At 67.7% G+C, this 15,016-nt stretch carries 12 protein-coding genes and 1 tRNA gene; 1 reads left to right on the top strand and 12 read right to left on the bottom strand.

Annotated features, from left to right (window positions below; all coding sequences use genetic code 11):
- Nucleotides 1–4 precede the first annotated feature (4 nt).
- Nucleotides 5–1,333, top strand: a complete 1,329-nt coding sequence (fahA, locus tag I5E68_RS04945) for a fumarylacetoacetase (RefSeq protein WP_197164566.1) — start codon at nucleotides 5–7, stop codon at nucleotides 1,331–1,333.
- A gap of 4 nt (nucleotides 1,334–1,337) precedes the next feature.
- Here fahA and I5E68_RS04940 read toward each other — a convergent pair whose 3' ends face one another.
- From I5E68_RS04940 to ftsA, 12 genes are all read right to left on the bottom strand, one after another.
- Entirely contained in the window at nucleotides 1,338–2,345 is a 1,008-nt protein-coding gene (locus I5E68_RS04940) for a bile acid:sodium symporter family protein (protein ID WP_197161363.1), read from the bottom strand.
- A 32-nt stretch (nucleotides 2,346–2,377) separates the two neighbouring features.
- Nucleotides 2,378–3,301: an NAD-dependent epimerase/dehydratase family protein gene (locus tag I5E68_RS04935; protein ID WP_197161360.1), complete on the bottom strand. Its 924-nt coding sequence runs from the start codon at nucleotides 3,299–3,301 to the stop codon at nucleotides 2,378–2,380.
- A gap of 14 nt (nucleotides 3,302–3,315) precedes the next feature.
- Nucleotides 3,316–4,494, bottom strand: a complete 1,179-nt coding sequence (gene proB, locus I5E68_RS04930) for a glutamate 5-kinase (RefSeq protein WP_197161357.1) — start codon at nucleotides 4,492–4,494, stop codon at nucleotides 3,316–3,318.
- A gap of 239 nt (nucleotides 4,495–4,733) precedes the next feature.
- Nucleotides 4,734–5,789, bottom strand: a complete 1,056-nt coding sequence (gene obgE / locus I5E68_RS04925) for a GTPase ObgE (protein WP_197161354.1) — start codon at nucleotides 5,787–5,789, stop codon at nucleotides 4,734–4,736.
- A gap of 162 nt (nucleotides 5,790–5,951) precedes the next feature.
- Nucleotides 5,952–6,027, bottom strand: a tRNA-Ala gene (locus I5E68_RS04920).
- 157 nt (nucleotides 6,028–6,184) lie between these two features.
- Nucleotides 6,185–6,949, bottom strand: a complete 765-nt coding sequence (locus I5E68_RS04915; RefSeq protein WP_323982089.1) for a hypothetical protein — start codon at nucleotides 6,947–6,949, stop codon at nucleotides 6,185–6,187.
- Between the two features lie 148 nt (nucleotides 6,950–7,097).
- Nucleotides 7,098–7,835 (bottom strand): Bax inhibitor-1/YccA family protein, encoded by a 738-nt coding sequence (locus I5E68_RS04910; protein WP_197161351.1) that lies wholly within the window; start codon nucleotides 7,833–7,835, stop codon nucleotides 7,098–7,100.
- A 155-nt stretch (nucleotides 7,836–7,990) separates the two neighbouring features.
- Complete coding sequence (locus I5E68_RS04905) at nucleotides 7,991–8,800, bottom strand: pyrroline-5-carboxylate reductase family protein (protein WP_197161347.1); 810 nt, start codon at nucleotides 8,798–8,800, stop codon at nucleotides 7,991–7,993.
- A gap of 150 nt (nucleotides 8,801–8,950) precedes the next feature.
- Entirely contained in the window at nucleotides 8,951–9,457 is a 507-nt protein-coding gene (locus I5E68_RS04900) for a type III secretion system chaperone family protein (RefSeq protein ID WP_197161344.1), read from the bottom strand.
- A gap of 230 nt (nucleotides 9,458–9,687) precedes the next feature.
- Nucleotides 9,688–11,592, bottom strand: a complete 1,905-nt coding sequence (locus tag I5E68_RS04895; protein ID WP_228726831.1) for a tetratricopeptide repeat protein — start codon at nucleotides 11,590–11,592, stop codon at nucleotides 9,688–9,690.
- 308 nt (nucleotides 11,593–11,900) lie between these two features.
- Entirely contained in the window at nucleotides 11,901–13,511 is a 1,611-nt protein-coding gene (gene ftsZ, locus I5E68_RS04890) for a cell division protein FtsZ (protein ID WP_197161340.1), read from the bottom strand.
- Nucleotides 13,512–13,713: 202 nt separating this feature from the next.
- Nucleotides 13,714–14,994 (bottom strand): cell division protein FtsA, encoded by a 1,281-nt coding sequence (ftsA, locus tag I5E68_RS04885; protein ID WP_197161337.1) that lies wholly within the window; start codon nucleotides 14,992–14,994, stop codon nucleotides 13,714–13,716.
- Nucleotides 14,995–15,016: the final 22 nt, after the last annotated feature.

Genomic DNA, 15,016 nt, shown 5'->3' with positions numbered 1-15,016 from the left:
GATCATACCCGTGTACGAGATCGACGAAACCCACGCGCCCGCGCGCACATCCTTCGTGGCGAGCGCAAACGGGCACCGTGACTTTCCCATCCAGAACCTGCCGTTAGGCGTGTTCTCTCGCACCGGCGAGGCAGCCCGGGGCGGCATCGCCATCGGCGAGCAGATCCTCGACCTCGCAGCGCTTGCCGCGAGCGGCCTGCTCACGGGCGAGGCGCAGGAAGCGGCACAGGCCGCTTGCGCGGACAGCCTGAACCAGTTGCTCGCGCTCGGCGCATCGCCGCGCCGTGCGCTGCGCCGCGCGGTGAGCGCCCTGCTCGCCGCCGACAGCCCGCAAGAGGTACGCATTGCCGACATGCTGGTGCCCATGGCGCAGGGCACCATGCACCTGCCCGCAAGGATCGGCGACTACACCGACTTCTATGTCGGCATTCACCATGCCCGCACCGTCGGCTCCCTGTTCCGCCCCGACAACCCGCTCCTGCCCAACTACCGCCATGTGCCGATCGGCTACCATGGCCGCGCCTCGACCGTGCGCGTACCCGGCGCGGAGGTGGTGCGCCCGCGCGGACAGGTCCCGAGCCCCGGCGGCGAGGCGCCGGTCTTCGCGCCGAGCGCGCGGCTCGACTACGAACTGGAACTCGGGCTCTGGGTCGGGCCCGGCAACGATCAAGGCACGCCGATCCCGATTGCAGGCGCCGAAGCGCACATGGCCGGGCTGACCCTGCTCAACGACTGGTCGGCGCGCGACATGCAGGCTTGGGAATACCAACCGCTCGGCCCGTTCCTCGCCAAGAACTTCCACACCACCGTCTCGCCCTGGCTGGTGACGATGGAGGCGCTCGCCCCGTTCCGCGCCCCTGCAATGGCGCGCAGCGAGGGCGATCCGGCGGTCCTGCCCTATCTCGTCGATGCCGAGGATGCCTTGCGCGGCGGGCTTTCGCTCAGCCTCGAGGTCGCCTTGTCGAGCGCGGCGATGCGCGACAAGGGGCTCGAGCCGCTGGTGCTGAGCCGCGGCGAGGCGGCGCAGGCCATGTACTGGACGCTGGCGCAGATGCTCACGCACCACGCTTCGAACGGCTGTGCGATGCAGCCGGGCGATCTGCTCGGAACCGGCACGCTATCGGGTCCGCCCGAGGAGAAAGGCGCGGCCGGATCGCTGCTCGAGATCACGCTGGGCGGCAAGCATCCGCTCGCCCTGCCCTCCGGCGAAACGCGCCGCTTCCTCGAGGATGGCGACGCGGTCACGCTCTCGGGCAGGCTCCATGCCGAGGGCTACGTGGCAATCGGCTTCGGTCCGTGCAGCGGGACGATCGCCCCGGCCCCTGCGGGCTGACGTTTCAGGCCGGCGTCGCGCCTGACGCGCCGACCTCGGCTTCGGTCTCGGCCTCGACCTGCGCGGCGAAGCGGCGGGCAAGAACGGCGCAGACCATCAGCTGGATCTGGTGGAAGAACATCAGCGGCAGGATCACCGCGCCGACTTGCGCTGCCGGAAAGAGCACACCCGCGAGCGGCACGCCCGAGGCAAGGCTCTTCTTCGAGCCGCAGAACAGCAGCACCATGCGGTCCTCGTGGGCAAAGCCGAGGGCCTTGCCCAGGAACAGCGCCGCGCTCATCACGATCAGCAGCACCAACAGCGAGATCACCACGATCAGCGCCAGCTCGCCCAGCGTGACCTTCTGCCAGAGCCCTTCGAGGACCGCAGCGCCGAAGGCGGTGTAGACCACCAGCAGGATCGAGCCGCGATCGACGTAGCCGACCATCTTCTTGTGACGGGTAACAAATCCCCCGATGACAGGGCGCAGGAAGTGGCCCGCGAGGAAGGGCAGCAGCAGTTGCACAGCAATCGCGATGACCGGATCGCTCGAAAGCGCCTGCCCCTCGCCCGAGATCAGCGCCGTGGTCAGCAGCGGCGTGACGAAGATCCCCGCAAGGTTCGAGAACGAGGCCCCGCAGACCGCCGCCGCGACATTGCCGCCCGCAATCGCGGTGAAGGCGATCGAGGACTGCACGGTCGAGGGCAGCAGGGTCAGGAACAGCAGGCCGGTCGCAAGCTGCGGGTCGAGCCAGGGCAGCGCGTGAAGACCGATGCCGATCAGCGGGAACAGGCCGAAGGTGATCGCCATCGTCGTGAGATGCAGCTTCCACGCTTTCACCCCCGAGATCACCGCCTCGCGGCTGAGCTTCGCGCCATGCAGGAAGAACAGCAGCGCGATGGCGAAGTCGGTCACCGTCTCGATGACGTTCGCAAAGGCGCCGCGCGCGGGCAGCAGGCTGGCGAGAACGACCGTGCTGGCGAGGGCCAGCACGTAAGGGTCGAGGTTGAGGCGGGAGATCAGCGCTTTCATCGCGGGCGGCTATGCCAGCTTGTGCGCCGCAGCTAAAGCCACTTGTTGTCGCGGTACCAATCGGCGGTCATGCGCAGCCCCTCGCGGGTTTCGATGCGCGGGGTCCAGATACCCGAGGGGACCCTCGCATGGCGCGATACGACCCAGTCGGGATGGCTGAAATAGGCAGCCCGGTCGCGCGTCATCTTGGCCTTGGTGCCGCGCAGAAAATTGTCGAGCGCGGCAACGCGGTCGAGCGCCTTACGCGAAAGGCCGATCACCCGCGGGCGACGCCCCATGGCCCAGCCGATGGCGCGCGCCATCTCGTCGTGCGACCAGCCGTCGGCCTTGCCGTCGTCGGGCTCGTAGGTCGCACCGAAGCTGTCGCCGTTGCGACCGACCAGCGCCACCAGCAGCCGGGCAAGGTCCTCGACGTGGATCATCGAGGCGCGGCCCTGCGCCGGGACCGGCACCAGCCCCCACTTGGCGGCGCGGAACAGCTCCATCATTTCCTTGTCGCGCGGTCCGTAGATCGCGGGGGGACGCACGATGGTCCAGTCGAGCGCGGAGGCCTTGAGGAACTTCTCGGCCTTGGCCTTCGAGGCCCCGTAGGCCGAAAGCTGCGGCTCGCGCGCCGAAAGCGAGGAGACGAAGACGAAGCGGTGGATGCCCTTGGCGACCGCGGTCTCGACGAGGTTGAGCGTGCCGGTGACGTTGCCTTCCTCGAAGCCTGCAGCGTCGGGAGCGTTGGTCACCCCGGCAACGTGGACCACCGCCTCGGCTCCGCGGGTCAGCTCGGACAGCGAGGCGCTGTCACCCAGCTCGCCCGCGACCCAGGTCACATGCGCGCGCGGCGCCTGCTCGCGGCGCGTCAGCGCGCGCACGCCATAGCCGCAAGCCAGTGCCTCTTCCAGCACCGCGGAGCCGACGAAGCCAGTGGCCCCGGTCAGCGCGATAGTGGGACGTTCCTCGCCCATGTTTCCCTCGTCGTTCAGACCTGTGGAGGGACGTACTTGATCGACATGAGGTCACGATGAACGACCGAGGAACGCGGCGCATAGCCCAGCACGTCCTGCTGCTCGTTCGAGTGCAGGCGGCGGATCGCGGCGATTTCCTTGGCGTCGTATTCGGACAGGCCATTGGCGATGATCGTGCCCTCGGAGCTGATGATCGAAACCGGATCGCCACGACGGAAGCGCCCGTCGACGTCGATCACGCCCTTGGCGAGCAGGCTTGCGCCCTCGTGGACCAGCGCCTTCATCGCACCGTCGTCAATCACGATCTTGCCCTTGGTCCGCAGGCGTCCGCCCAGCCAGACCTTGCGCGCACCGGGCTTGCTAGCCCCGCGGCGACGGCGCGGCAGGAACAGCGTGCCGACGCCCGCTGCATCGCGGTTGCCCATGACACGCTCGACCGGGCGCTCGTGGAAGCCATTGCCGATGACGACGCAGGCGCCCGCGATGGCGGCGATCTCGACGGCCTGAAGCTTGGACACCATGCCGCCCGAACCCATGCCTGAGTTCGATTCGGTCGAGGCCATGGCCTTGACCTCGGGGGTAATGCCCTTGACCACCTCGAGACGGGTCGCGCCCGGCTCCTTGGGGTGGCGGTCGTAGAGGCCGTCGATGTCCGAAAGCAGCAGCACCGAGCTGGCGCCGGCGGCCTGCGCGACACGTGCGGCGAGACGGTCGTTGTCACCGAAGCGCAGTTCCTGCGTGGTGATCGAATCGTTCTCGTTGATGACGGGGACCACGCCCGCATCGAGCAGGCGCTCGATCGTCGCGGTGATGTTGAGATAGCGGCGCCGGTCCTCGAGGTCCATCAGCGTGACCAGCATCTGGGCTGCGGTAAGGCCGTGGTTGCCCAGCAGCTGGGCCCACATTCCCGAGAGCGCGATCTGGCCGACCGCGGCCGAGGCCTGGGCATCCGCGAGCGAGCCGCGCCCGCCCTTATCGAACCCGAGCGTGCGCGCACCCAGCGCGACCGAGCCCGAGGAGACGACGATGACGTTCTGGCCGCGCCGACGCGCCTCCGAGATTTCGCCGACGAGGCCATTGAGCCATACGGTGCGAACACCGTCGTCGTCGACGAGCAGGGAGGATCCGACCTTGATGACAAGGCAAGGATTGGCTTCGGGATCGGCAAGATCCGATAGAGTGTTTATAGGCATGTACATCTGGTCTTAGGTCAATTGGCGGGGCGGTGGAAGGTTCCCATCGCACGGATAATCGGCTAGGGGCGGCAGGTTATCCCTGCGTCCCGAGCCATCCGCACGCGGTCTGACGACCAACGCGTGATCAGGTTTCGATGCCAAGACGTTGTAGCGCGCGGGCGGATTTCAACCCCCCTTATGCGCATTCGTGACCAGTGACGGGGCACGCGCAAGGCCAGCGCCCCTTTCAAACAGCCTCAGATCGGCGACCAGGGCTTCTCGTCGAGCTGTTCCTGCTCGCCCTCGGGACGCTCGGTCACGGTTGCGGCGGGCAGGTATTCGATCACCGCATCGAGCAGCTTCGACATGCCCTTGCCGCTGGCGCCCGAGATCGGGAAGACCTCGTCCGCGCCCGCCTTGAGCAGTTCGCGCGCATAGTCCGCCGCCAGCTCGTCATCGACGAGGTCGACCTTGTTGAGCGCGACGAGGCGCGGCTTGTCCTCGAGCCCGCCGCCATAGGCATCGAGCTCTTCCTCGACGACGCGCATCGCCTCGACCGGGTCGTCGCTGGAGATGTCGATGAGGTGGACGAGCACGCGGCAGCGCTCGATATGACCGAGGAAGCGATCGCCGATCCCCGCGCCATCGGCGGCCCCCGCGATCAGGCCGGGGATGTCGGCGAGCACGAACTCGCGGCCCTTGTGGTAGACGACGCCAAGCTGCGGGCGCAGCGTCGTGAAGGCATAGGACCCGACCTTGGCCTTGGCGTTCGAGAGCTTGTTGATGAAGGTCGACTTGCCCGCGTTAGGCATGCCCACCAGGCCGACGTCGGCGAGCAGCTTGAGGCGCAGCCAGACCCACAGCTCCTCGGCCGGAATGCCAGGCTGGTGCTGGCGCGGCGCGCGGTTGGTGCTGGTCTTGTAGCTGGCATTGCCGCGACCGCCCATGCCACCCTCGAGCAGCACCACGCGCTGGCCTGCCTCGGTAAGGTCGGCCAGCACGGTCTCGCCGTCCTCGTCGGAGATGACCTGCGTGCCCACGGGGACCTTGATCACCAAATCGTCGGCCGCCGCGCCATTGCGGTTCTTGCCCATGCCGTGGCCGCCGCGCTTGGCCTTGAAGTGCTGGGTGTAGCGAAAGTCGATCAGGGTGTTGAGGCCGGGCACGGCCTCAAACACGACGTCGCCGCCCTTGCCGCCGTTGCCGCCGTCGGGACCGCCGTACTGGATGTACTTCTCGCGGCGGAACGAGACCGCGCCCGGGCCACCGGCGCCGGAACGGATGTAGATCTTGGCCTGGTCGAGAAAATGCATGGGCTTGGGTCCGGCGGGTTCAAAGAGACGGAGTGCGGGCGCGGCAGGCGCAGGCTTGCGCGCCACCTCGCCCATAAACAAAAAACCCGGTCATGTCGCGTCTCGCGCCGCTGACCGGGGTAGATCCGCAAGGCTGAGCGCGGACCGTTTCAGATTGTCTACTGGTGGAGCCGAGGGGGATCGAACCCCTGACCTCGTCATTGCGAACGACGCGCTCTCCCATCTGAGCTACGGCCCCGTTCCAGTAAATCCCCGGAAGCGACCGAAATCGCCTCGGGAGCGCCCCCTTAGCGAAGGGCGCGGGCGCAGGAAAGAAAAAAGTTCGCAAGGCCAATCGGCGACGCGGGAAGAGCGGGTCGCGGACAGCCCCCCGCTCCTTCCCTCGTCAGCGCGGATCAGGGCTGCTGCGAGCCGTCCTGAGCCGATGTGGCTCCTGCTGTGCCCGTTCCCTGTGCGGCATCGACCTGCTGGTCGAAAGTCGGGCGCACGGTGACGAGGCCGCCGCCGAAGCTCGATTCCCAGGCCGCGAGGTCCGCCTTGTACTTGTCGTAGGCATCGAAGAAGTCCTTGAAGGGCTTCTCGATCTTGGCGAGGCCGACGAACGACCAGGCATCGAACTGCTCGGGCGCGACAGTCTCCATATCGGTCGTCAGCTCCATCGCGGTGTCGCAGAACGCGGTTCCCGCGGGCGGCAGCGAGAAGAAGTTGTAGACTTGCGTCTGGTAGGTCTCACGTGCCTTGATCGCCTCGCGTCCCGAATGCTGCGTGCGGAAGCTGGCGTCGATTTCCTTGTTCGCAGCGGCGAGCGACTTGGAATAGACCTTGAGGAAGCGGCGATAGCCTTCGAGGATAGGGGCATACTGCACCTCGGTGCAGTTGAGCGCAGCCACGTTGTAGGCCGAGCGCAGGTTCCACACCGCCTGCGAGGTCGAGATACCCGAATTGACCGTGGCGCGCTGACCGTTGGCGTCGATCGGCGGGATCGTCATCTCGAGCGGCGCGCCCGTCGGCGGGGTCGGCTTGGGCGGGATCACCACGACCGGCGGCGGGGGTGGCGGCGGCGGCGGCGGCGGCGGGGCCGCACAGCCTGCGAGAACGGCCAGGGTGCCAAGCGTGAGACCGCCAAGGACCCGTCCCTTCCAAGAATACCTTTCAGCCACTTTTCACATCATCCCAAATCAAGCGTCGAAACCAGTCGAAGGTTCTACGCCCTCGATTCGCCAAAGAAAATGCCCGGTGCGACGAAACGCACCGGGCATTCTCAAAACCTTGCCATTTTCCCGTGGATTAACGGGAAGACATCGTTCCTCAGTCGCGCGAGCCCATGAAGCGCAGCAGGAAGAGGAACATGTTGATGAAGTCGAGGTAGAGGTTCAGCGCACCCATGATCACGGCCTTGCCCGCGAACTCGGTACCGCGAACCTGCGCATACTGGTGCTTGAGCATCTGCGTGTCGTAGGCGGTGAGGCCCGCGAAGATCAGCACGCCGAGGACCGAGACGGCCAACTGCAGCACGGTCGACTGCAGGAAGATATTGACCAGCATCGCGACGAGAATGCCGACGAGACCCATGATCAGGAAGGTGCCGAAGGCCGACAGGTCCTTCTTGGTGGTGTAGCCGAAGAGGCTCAGACCCGCGAAGGCGGCTGCCGTGGCGAAGAAGGTCGTCGCGATCGAGCTGCCGGTATAGACCAGGAAGATCGACGAGAGCGACAGGCCCATGACCACCGCGAAGCCCCAGTAGAGCATCTGCAGGGTCGAGGTCTTCATCCGGTTGAGGCCGAAGCTCATCGCCATCACGAAGCCGAGCGGGGCGAGCATGAGCACCCAGCGCAGCGGCGTCGAGAGCACCTGCACGGCCAGACCCGAGGATGCGAAGAGCATCGCTACGATACCGGTGAGCAGAACGCCCGAGGCCATCGTGTTGTAGATCGACAGCATGTGCTTGCGCAGGCCCTGGTCGTAGCCGACCTTGCCCGCGGTGCGCCCATCAATCGGAGACGCACCGAAGCCCTGACGGGGCTGGGGGTCGTTCCAATTTGCCATTTCAAACTCCCTTTGCGGAAAGCGCGCACTTTGCGGCTTCCCCTACGAGGAACAATATCGGCTTTCGGTCGCACTTATTCAAGCGAAACCGGATTGCCCCGAATGTAACATTGTGTGTCCACAGACGCGGGCAATCCGTCATCGCCCGGGCGATCTCAGCCCTTGCGCGCCTCCTCGGCCATCTCGGCGCTGCGCTTGCGGGCCGAGGTGAGCGTCGCCAGCATCAGCTTGTTGATCGCGCCGTCCTCGTCCATCACGTTCATGCCCGCGCGCGTCACGCCGCCCGGGCTCGCGACCTTGTCGGCCAGTTCGCCGGGCGAGAACTCGGAAGAGCCCGCGAGCAGCGAGGCGCCCTCGACCATCGCCTTGGCGAGCTGCTCCGCCGCTTCCTTCTCCACGCCCAGCTCCTCTGCCGCACCCGCAAGCGCGTCGATGAAGCGGTAGACGAAGGCGGGGCCGCTGCCTGCCAGCGCGGTGACGGCGTGGAATTCCTCTTCCTCGCCGAGCCACACGGGCGTGCCGAGCGGCTCCATCAGAGTGGTGATCGCCTCGCGCCCGGCATCGTCGAGACCGGTATCGCCCAGCGCGATCGGCGACTTGCCCAGTGCGCAGGCGAGGTTGGGCATGATCCGCACGATCGCGCCGGCACGCGGGAAGCGCGCGGCAAGGCTGGCGTACTCGACGCCCGCGAGGATCGAGAAGACCGCGGTCTCGGGCCCCATCGCGGGCTCGAGCTGGTCGACGACGTCATCGAGATACTGCGGCTTCACGCCGATCATGACCGCATCGAACGTGCGGTCGGTAGGCACTTCGTGGACCTGCTCGACACCCTCGGGGAGCGGCCGGTGCGTACGGGTATAGACCGTGAAATTCGCAGCCGGGATGCCGCCTGCCAGCCACCCGTCGAGCATCGCGCCCGCCATGTTGCCGCAGCCGAAAAGGAGGATGTTGTCGAACTTTGCCATGATGTCTCCTGGTTTCGCGTTGGCTGCGACTTAGGGAAGACATCGCCCCGCGCCAAGGGCAGCGGGCAAAAACGCAGGTCCTTGCGTCTCTGCGCGGTTCGGCTCGGTGCGCGGCCGCACCCGGCCCCGCCCGACGCCCCGCAGCCCCGCTCAGGCCTCGCCGACCGCGTCGACCATGGCCGAGACGAGCGCCTCCTGCGGGGTCTTGTCGCCCCACAGGATGAACTGGAACACCGGGTAGAAGCGGTCGCATTCCTCGATCGCGGCCTCGACCACCATCTGCGCCCGGCCGGGCCCCAGCAGCCCCTCCTCGCCCAGCATCAGGCCATGGCGATAGAGCACCATCGAGCCGTTCGACCATATGTCGAAGTGCCCAAGCCAGAGCTGCTCGTTGATCAGCGCGAGCGCCTCGTAGACATAGGCGCGCTTGTGCTCGGGCACGCGGATCTCGGGCAGGCACAGAAGCTGCAGCACACGGTCCTCCGCGCGCCAGACCGCCTGGAACTGGTAAGTGGTCCAGGCGCCCTTCACTTCCGCGGAGATCTCGTCGTCGCTCGAATGGGCAAACGGCCAGTCGCGCGCCTCGAACAGTGAGGCGAGCATCTCGACGGGGGCCGTGTCCTCTTCGTTAACGATTTCTTCCGGAACGATCCTCATGTTGGCGATAGAGCCCCTCTGCCACGTGTTCGCCAGCATGGATGCTTTGCATGCCCGGGTGAGCACAATGGAGGAGCCCGGATCGCCCGGGCAAAACTGCATAAGCCTGTTCACATGATGTGGATAAGGGCCGCAGGCAGGGCTTGTGCGAGACAGACTGTATCACCGCATGCAAGCGATTTCAGCGCGAAGCGGACACGAACCGCCGCAGCGATCGTCCGTGCACTGACCTATTCCAGCTCGAGCGTGTCGACCACCTGCCCTGCCGGACTGATCCAGGGATAGGCCCCGTCCATGCCCGCCTTGCCGAGATCGCCGACGTACTCGTTGGCCTCCTTGCGCGTCGCGAAGGGGCCCACGAGGATGCGATGCGTGCGGTTCATGTCGGTGACGTGCGGCTCGCGCCCCTTGAACACCTCGGGCATGGCGCGGGCATTGCGGTTCCAGTCATAAGCGATCGCCTTCAGGTCGCGCCCGATGCCGACCTGCACCCAGATACGGCTGGGGTGCTCGGGCTTCTTGGGCTTGGGCGGCTCGACCGGCTTGGGACGCGCGGGCTCGATCTTGGAGATGTCGACCGCGCCCGATGCCCGCGAGATCGTGCCGGGCGGCGAGCCTAGATCCGCGAAGGCGTCGAGCAGCGAGGGCCGCGGCGCGACGGTCGTTGCAGGAGCCGAAGCCGGGGCAGCAGGTGCAGCGCTGGCGCCGCTCGTCGCAAGGCTAGCGCGCGGGCTTGTTGCAGCGGGCGAGACGGGAGCGGACGCGGTGCGCGCACCGGGTGCAGGCGTCGCGAGCGCGGCTGTCGCCATGCCTGCCCGCGCCGGCGCGGTGCCACCCGAAACCGGCGGCAGCTCACCGTTTGCATCGAGCGCGGGCGCCTCGCCGGGCGCGACGACAATACCCGGCTTGGGCTCGGGCGGTGCAATGCGCTCGGCCGGTTCCTCGACCACCTTGCGCGTACGGCGCTCGGTCACGGCCTCGCTTTCGCGCTCGCGCGCCCGCTTGCTCTCCTCAACCGAGGCGCGCAGTCCCGGACGCGTGCCCGGACGGATCGAGTGACCGATAACCTCGGTTCTCACGCGCGCCACGCGCGTCGTCGCTTCGCCAGCCCCGGAATCCCCCGTCTCGCCCGTGTCCTCGGCATCGGGCACAACAGGACGCGCGGTTGCCGCATTAGCCGCAGCCAGAGCGGCCGGTACGTCGAGCGCCTCGCCGGAAGGGGCCAGCGCACGGTCGGCAGAGGCAAGGTTGCGCTTGGCGTAGGCGGCGACGGCTGCCCGATCGCGTCCGATCTCGGAGGCGCGCGGGAAGCGGCCGAGGTTGGCGGCGGCAGCCTGCTGCGCCGCGGTCAGGCGCGGCATGTAGCGCAGATAGGGAGCGACCGAACCGGCCAGCGGCTCGGGCAGGATCGTTTCGGCAAGATCGATCGCCTCGCGGGTCTGACCGGCGATGGCGAGGGTGAAGGCGCGTGCACGCCAGGCCGGCTTGTCCTGCTTGCGCAGGAGCGGCATCAGCGTCTGCTCGGAAGTGTCGAGTTCGCCCGCGATGGCCTGGCTGATCGCGAGGCGCTGGCGCAGCAGCGGGTCCTCGCCGCGTGCAAGGGCGCGGCTATAGGCATCGCGCGCGCGCACCGTGTCGCCGACGAGATCGTAGGCCAGCCCCTGATCGGCGGCGATGCTCTCGCTCCCGACGCCTGCGGCCTCTGCCTCGCGGAAGTAGCGGATCGCGGAGACCGGGTCCTCGTCGAGCAGCGCGGTGCGCGCAAGCCCTGCCTTGACCCGGCCATTGTCGGGCGCGATGCGTTCGGCGCGCGCGAAGAAGCCCTTGGAAGCCTCGAGGTCGCCGAGGCCGCGCGCGGCATTGCCCGCATCGATCAGCGCATTGAGGTCCTGCTGGTCGCGCCCCAGCCGCCCCAGCGCATCGCCCAGACGCTCGGTGTCGGGATTGGGCAGCGCCTGCACCACCGGCTGAGCGACGACCGGCGCGCCCTGCGCATGGAGCGCCACCGGCAGCAGCGCGCCACCGGCGCCGCCAGTGGCGAGGGCGAGCACCGAAGCAAGCCTCGCGAAGCGCGCGCGGAGCGCTGCGCCATCCGAGACCTTGCCTGCCTGCCCAACACCTTGCCTGCGCTTCATTTCGAGTGAACCCGTGCTTGTCGTTTATACCGTGCCGCCGGACCGGTCCGCGTATGCGTTCGCCACGCACTGTCGCGACAGCCCTGCCATGATGCTAGCGCGCGAGAGCTAGACTGCCCCTGAACCTGCGTCCACCCCGCGACAGCGCGAAATGGGCCGCGCGAGCGTCTGCCGCGACGAAGCAGGAAGCCTCGCGCCCAGGAAATTCCCGGCATCTTCAACGCGAGCGGCCCGCCCCCGGCAAAGACAGGAGCGGGCCGACTTGCTTGCGGCGGCGCGACCGGGCGCGCTTGGCCGAGGTCCAGAGCTTACTGGTTGTTCTGGCGGTTGAGGAAGCGCGGGATGTTCAGCGAGGCGCTGTCGCCATCCTCGTTGCTGCCCTGCCCTGCGCCGGGGCTCGCCGGGCGTTCGTTGCCAGCTGCCTTGTTGCGCGAGAGGCTGGTCATGCGCTCGAACAGGGTCGAACCGCCACCGGCACCTGCGGGACGCGGCGGGGCGACCGCCGGCGACTTGGGAGCTTCCTCGGGAGTCTCGCCACCGTCGAGCAGCAGTTCGTCCTGACGGGTCTCGGGAGCACGCGGTGCAGCTGGCGCCTGCGGGCGACCGAAGTCGAGCGGACGGGCCTGACCGCCACCGAGCGGCGAATAGGCGCTCGGTACAGGAGCCTGCGGCTTGTCCTGCGCGCCTTCGTCGCCCAGTTCCTCACCGGCACCGAGTTCGAGCTCCGCCGAAGGCGAGAAGGGACGCGGCGCGAAGGGCTGCGAGCCTTCGGTCTCTTCTGCGGCCGGGGTGTCGAGGTCGAGCGGTTCGGGCTCGGCAGCCGGAGCGGGCGCAGCCTGCGGGGCCGGAGCCGGGGTCGCGGGTGCCTGCGGGGTCTGGATGCCCGAGCGCATCGGACCGCGCGAGGACCCCATGCTGGCAGCCGGACGCGAGGCGATCTCGGCCTGCTCGGCGGTCTGCTCGATGCCGGTCGCGACGACCGAGACGCGGATCTTGCCCTGAAGGTCGGGATTGAAGGCCGAACCCCAGATGATATTGGCGTCCGAATCGACCAGTTCGCGGATGTGGTTGGCGGCCTCGTCCACCTCGAGCAGCTTCATGTCGTCGCCGCCGATGATCGAGATGATGACGCCCTTCGCGCCCTGCATCGACACGCCGTCGAGCAGCGGGTTGGCGATGGCGTGTTCGGCGGCCTCGAGCGCGCGGTTGGGGCCTTCGCCCTCGCCGGTGCCCATCATCGCCTTGCCCATCTCGCCCATGACCGAGCGCACGTCGGCGAAGTCGAGGTTGATGAGGCCGGGCATGATCATCAGGTCGGTGATCGAGCGCACGCCCTGCTGGAGCACTTCGTCGGCGAGCTGGAAGGCCTCCTTGAAAGTGGTCTCCGCCTTGGCGACGAGGAACAGGTTCTGGTTGGGAATGACGATCAGCGTGTCGACGTTCTTCTGCAGTTCCTCGATGCCCGCTTCGGCCGAGCGCATGCGGCGCGTGCCTTCGAACAGGAACGGCTTGGAGACGACGCCGACGGTCAGGATGCCCTTCTCGCGCGCGGCCTGGGCGATGATCGGTGCAGCGCCGGTGCCGGTGCCGCCGCCCATGCCAGCGGCGATGAAGACCATGTGCACGCCCTCGAGCAGGCGGCCGATTTCCTCGAGCGTTTCCTCGGCGGCGGCACGGCCGACCTCGGGACGCGAGCCTGCGCCGAGGCCCTGCGTGATCTCGGGCCCGAGCTGGACGCGGGTTTCCGCGATCGAGTTGTTGAGGGCCTGGGCATCGGTATTGGCGACGATGAAGTCGACGCCCTCGATCTGGGCCTCGATCATGTTGGCGATCGCGTTGCCGCCCGCGCCGCCTACGCCGATGACAACGATGCGCGGCCGCAGTTCGTCGATCGCCGGCAGTCCGATGTTAATGCTCATTAGTGACTCCTGACAGGCCCATGCGCGTCAATTTTTTCTTGACCAATCTGATTGCATGCTTGGGCGAGCTTGCGCAAAGCATGTAATATCTTTGTCCACAGCGAAAGCCGCGAAAATACGTCCTTTTCCGGTCCCATCGCACGAAGTGCACGATCGGGCCTTGACCAAGGGCTTGTGGTGACACCCTTTTTCGCAGGTCTGCTCAGAAATACTCCTTGAGCGCCTGAAAGATCCGACCGACCATCCCGATCCCGCCCAGAGAGACCGTGCGGTGTCGTCCGCGCGCGAAGGCACGGATGTCGACGGGGTCATCCGCCGCGTAGAGTACCAGACCCGCCAGCGTCGAGAAACCCGGCTTGACGTGCGCCTCGGGCAGCCCGGCGAGGTGCGGCATGCGCCCGATGCGCACCGGTCGCCCGAGCGCGGCCTGGGCATAGTCGGCCAGCCCCACCAGCTCCGCGCCGCCGCCGGTGAAGACCACCTGCTTGCCGCGCTGGCCGTTGAACTGCATGTGCTTGAGCGCCTTGTTGACCTCTTCCATCAGAACGCCGAGCTGGCCGGTGATGACGCCGATGAGCTCGGCGCGCGGGATTCGGTTCTTGTCGTCGGCGTGGCGCGCGATGGGCCCGGTATCTTCCTCGCCCGGCGCATTGACCGGAATCATCTCGCGGTGGTCGTGCGGACTGGCGATGGCCGAGCCGTTGACGCACTTGAGGCGCTCTGCCTGGAAGCGGCGGATGCCGAAGGCCGAGGCGACGGCATCGGTGATGTCCGCGCTGCCCATCTGGATCGCGACCATGTCGCGCAGCATCCCGCCCGACCACAAGGCGACGTTGGTCACTTCCGCGCCGAACTCGACCAGCGCGACGCCGAGATCGCGCTCCTCGGGCGAGAGGCAGGCCTGTCCGGTGGCGATGGGCGATGCCACCACTGCCTCGACCTCGAGGTGCGCGCTCTGCACCGCCTCGGTGAGATTGCGGATCGGTGCGCCATCGGCGAGCATGACGTGGACGTCGACCCCGAGCCGCTCGCAGTGCAGCCCCTTCGGATCGGCGACGCCGTGGGCGCCGTCGAGGCGGTACTGCGCGGGCTGGGCGTGGAGCACCATGCGCCCGTCGGGCTCGATTGCGTCGCGCGCGGCGACGAGCAGGTGGTCGAGATCCTCCTGCTCGATGCGGCGCCCGCCGATCTCGGCATCGAAGGGCTGGATGCGGCTCGCGAGCCCCGCGCCCGAGCAGCCGATCCACACTTTCTGGACGGAGGTGTCGGCCATCTTCTCGGCGCGGTCGATGGCATCGCGCACCGCGTATGTCGCGGCGGCCATGTCGGTGACGTAGCCATGCTTGATGCCCTGGCTCTGGCGGTGGCCCGAGCCGAGCACGATCATCTCGCCGGTTTCCGAGACCCCGGCGACGATCGCCGAGATGCGGAACGAGCCGATGTTGACCGCGCCGAAGACGCGGGCGATGCGCGGACCGGCCATCAGTGGCCCCGCCCGTAGTGGA

Source organism: Novosphingobium aureum, from assembly GCF_015865035.1.
GTDB classification, from domain to species: domain Bacteria; phylum Pseudomonadota; class Alphaproteobacteria; order Sphingomonadales; family Sphingomonadaceae; genus Novosphingobium; species Novosphingobium aureum.
Note: the sequence above shows the minus strand (reverse complement) of the source record. Positions and strands in the feature narration are given on the sequence as shown.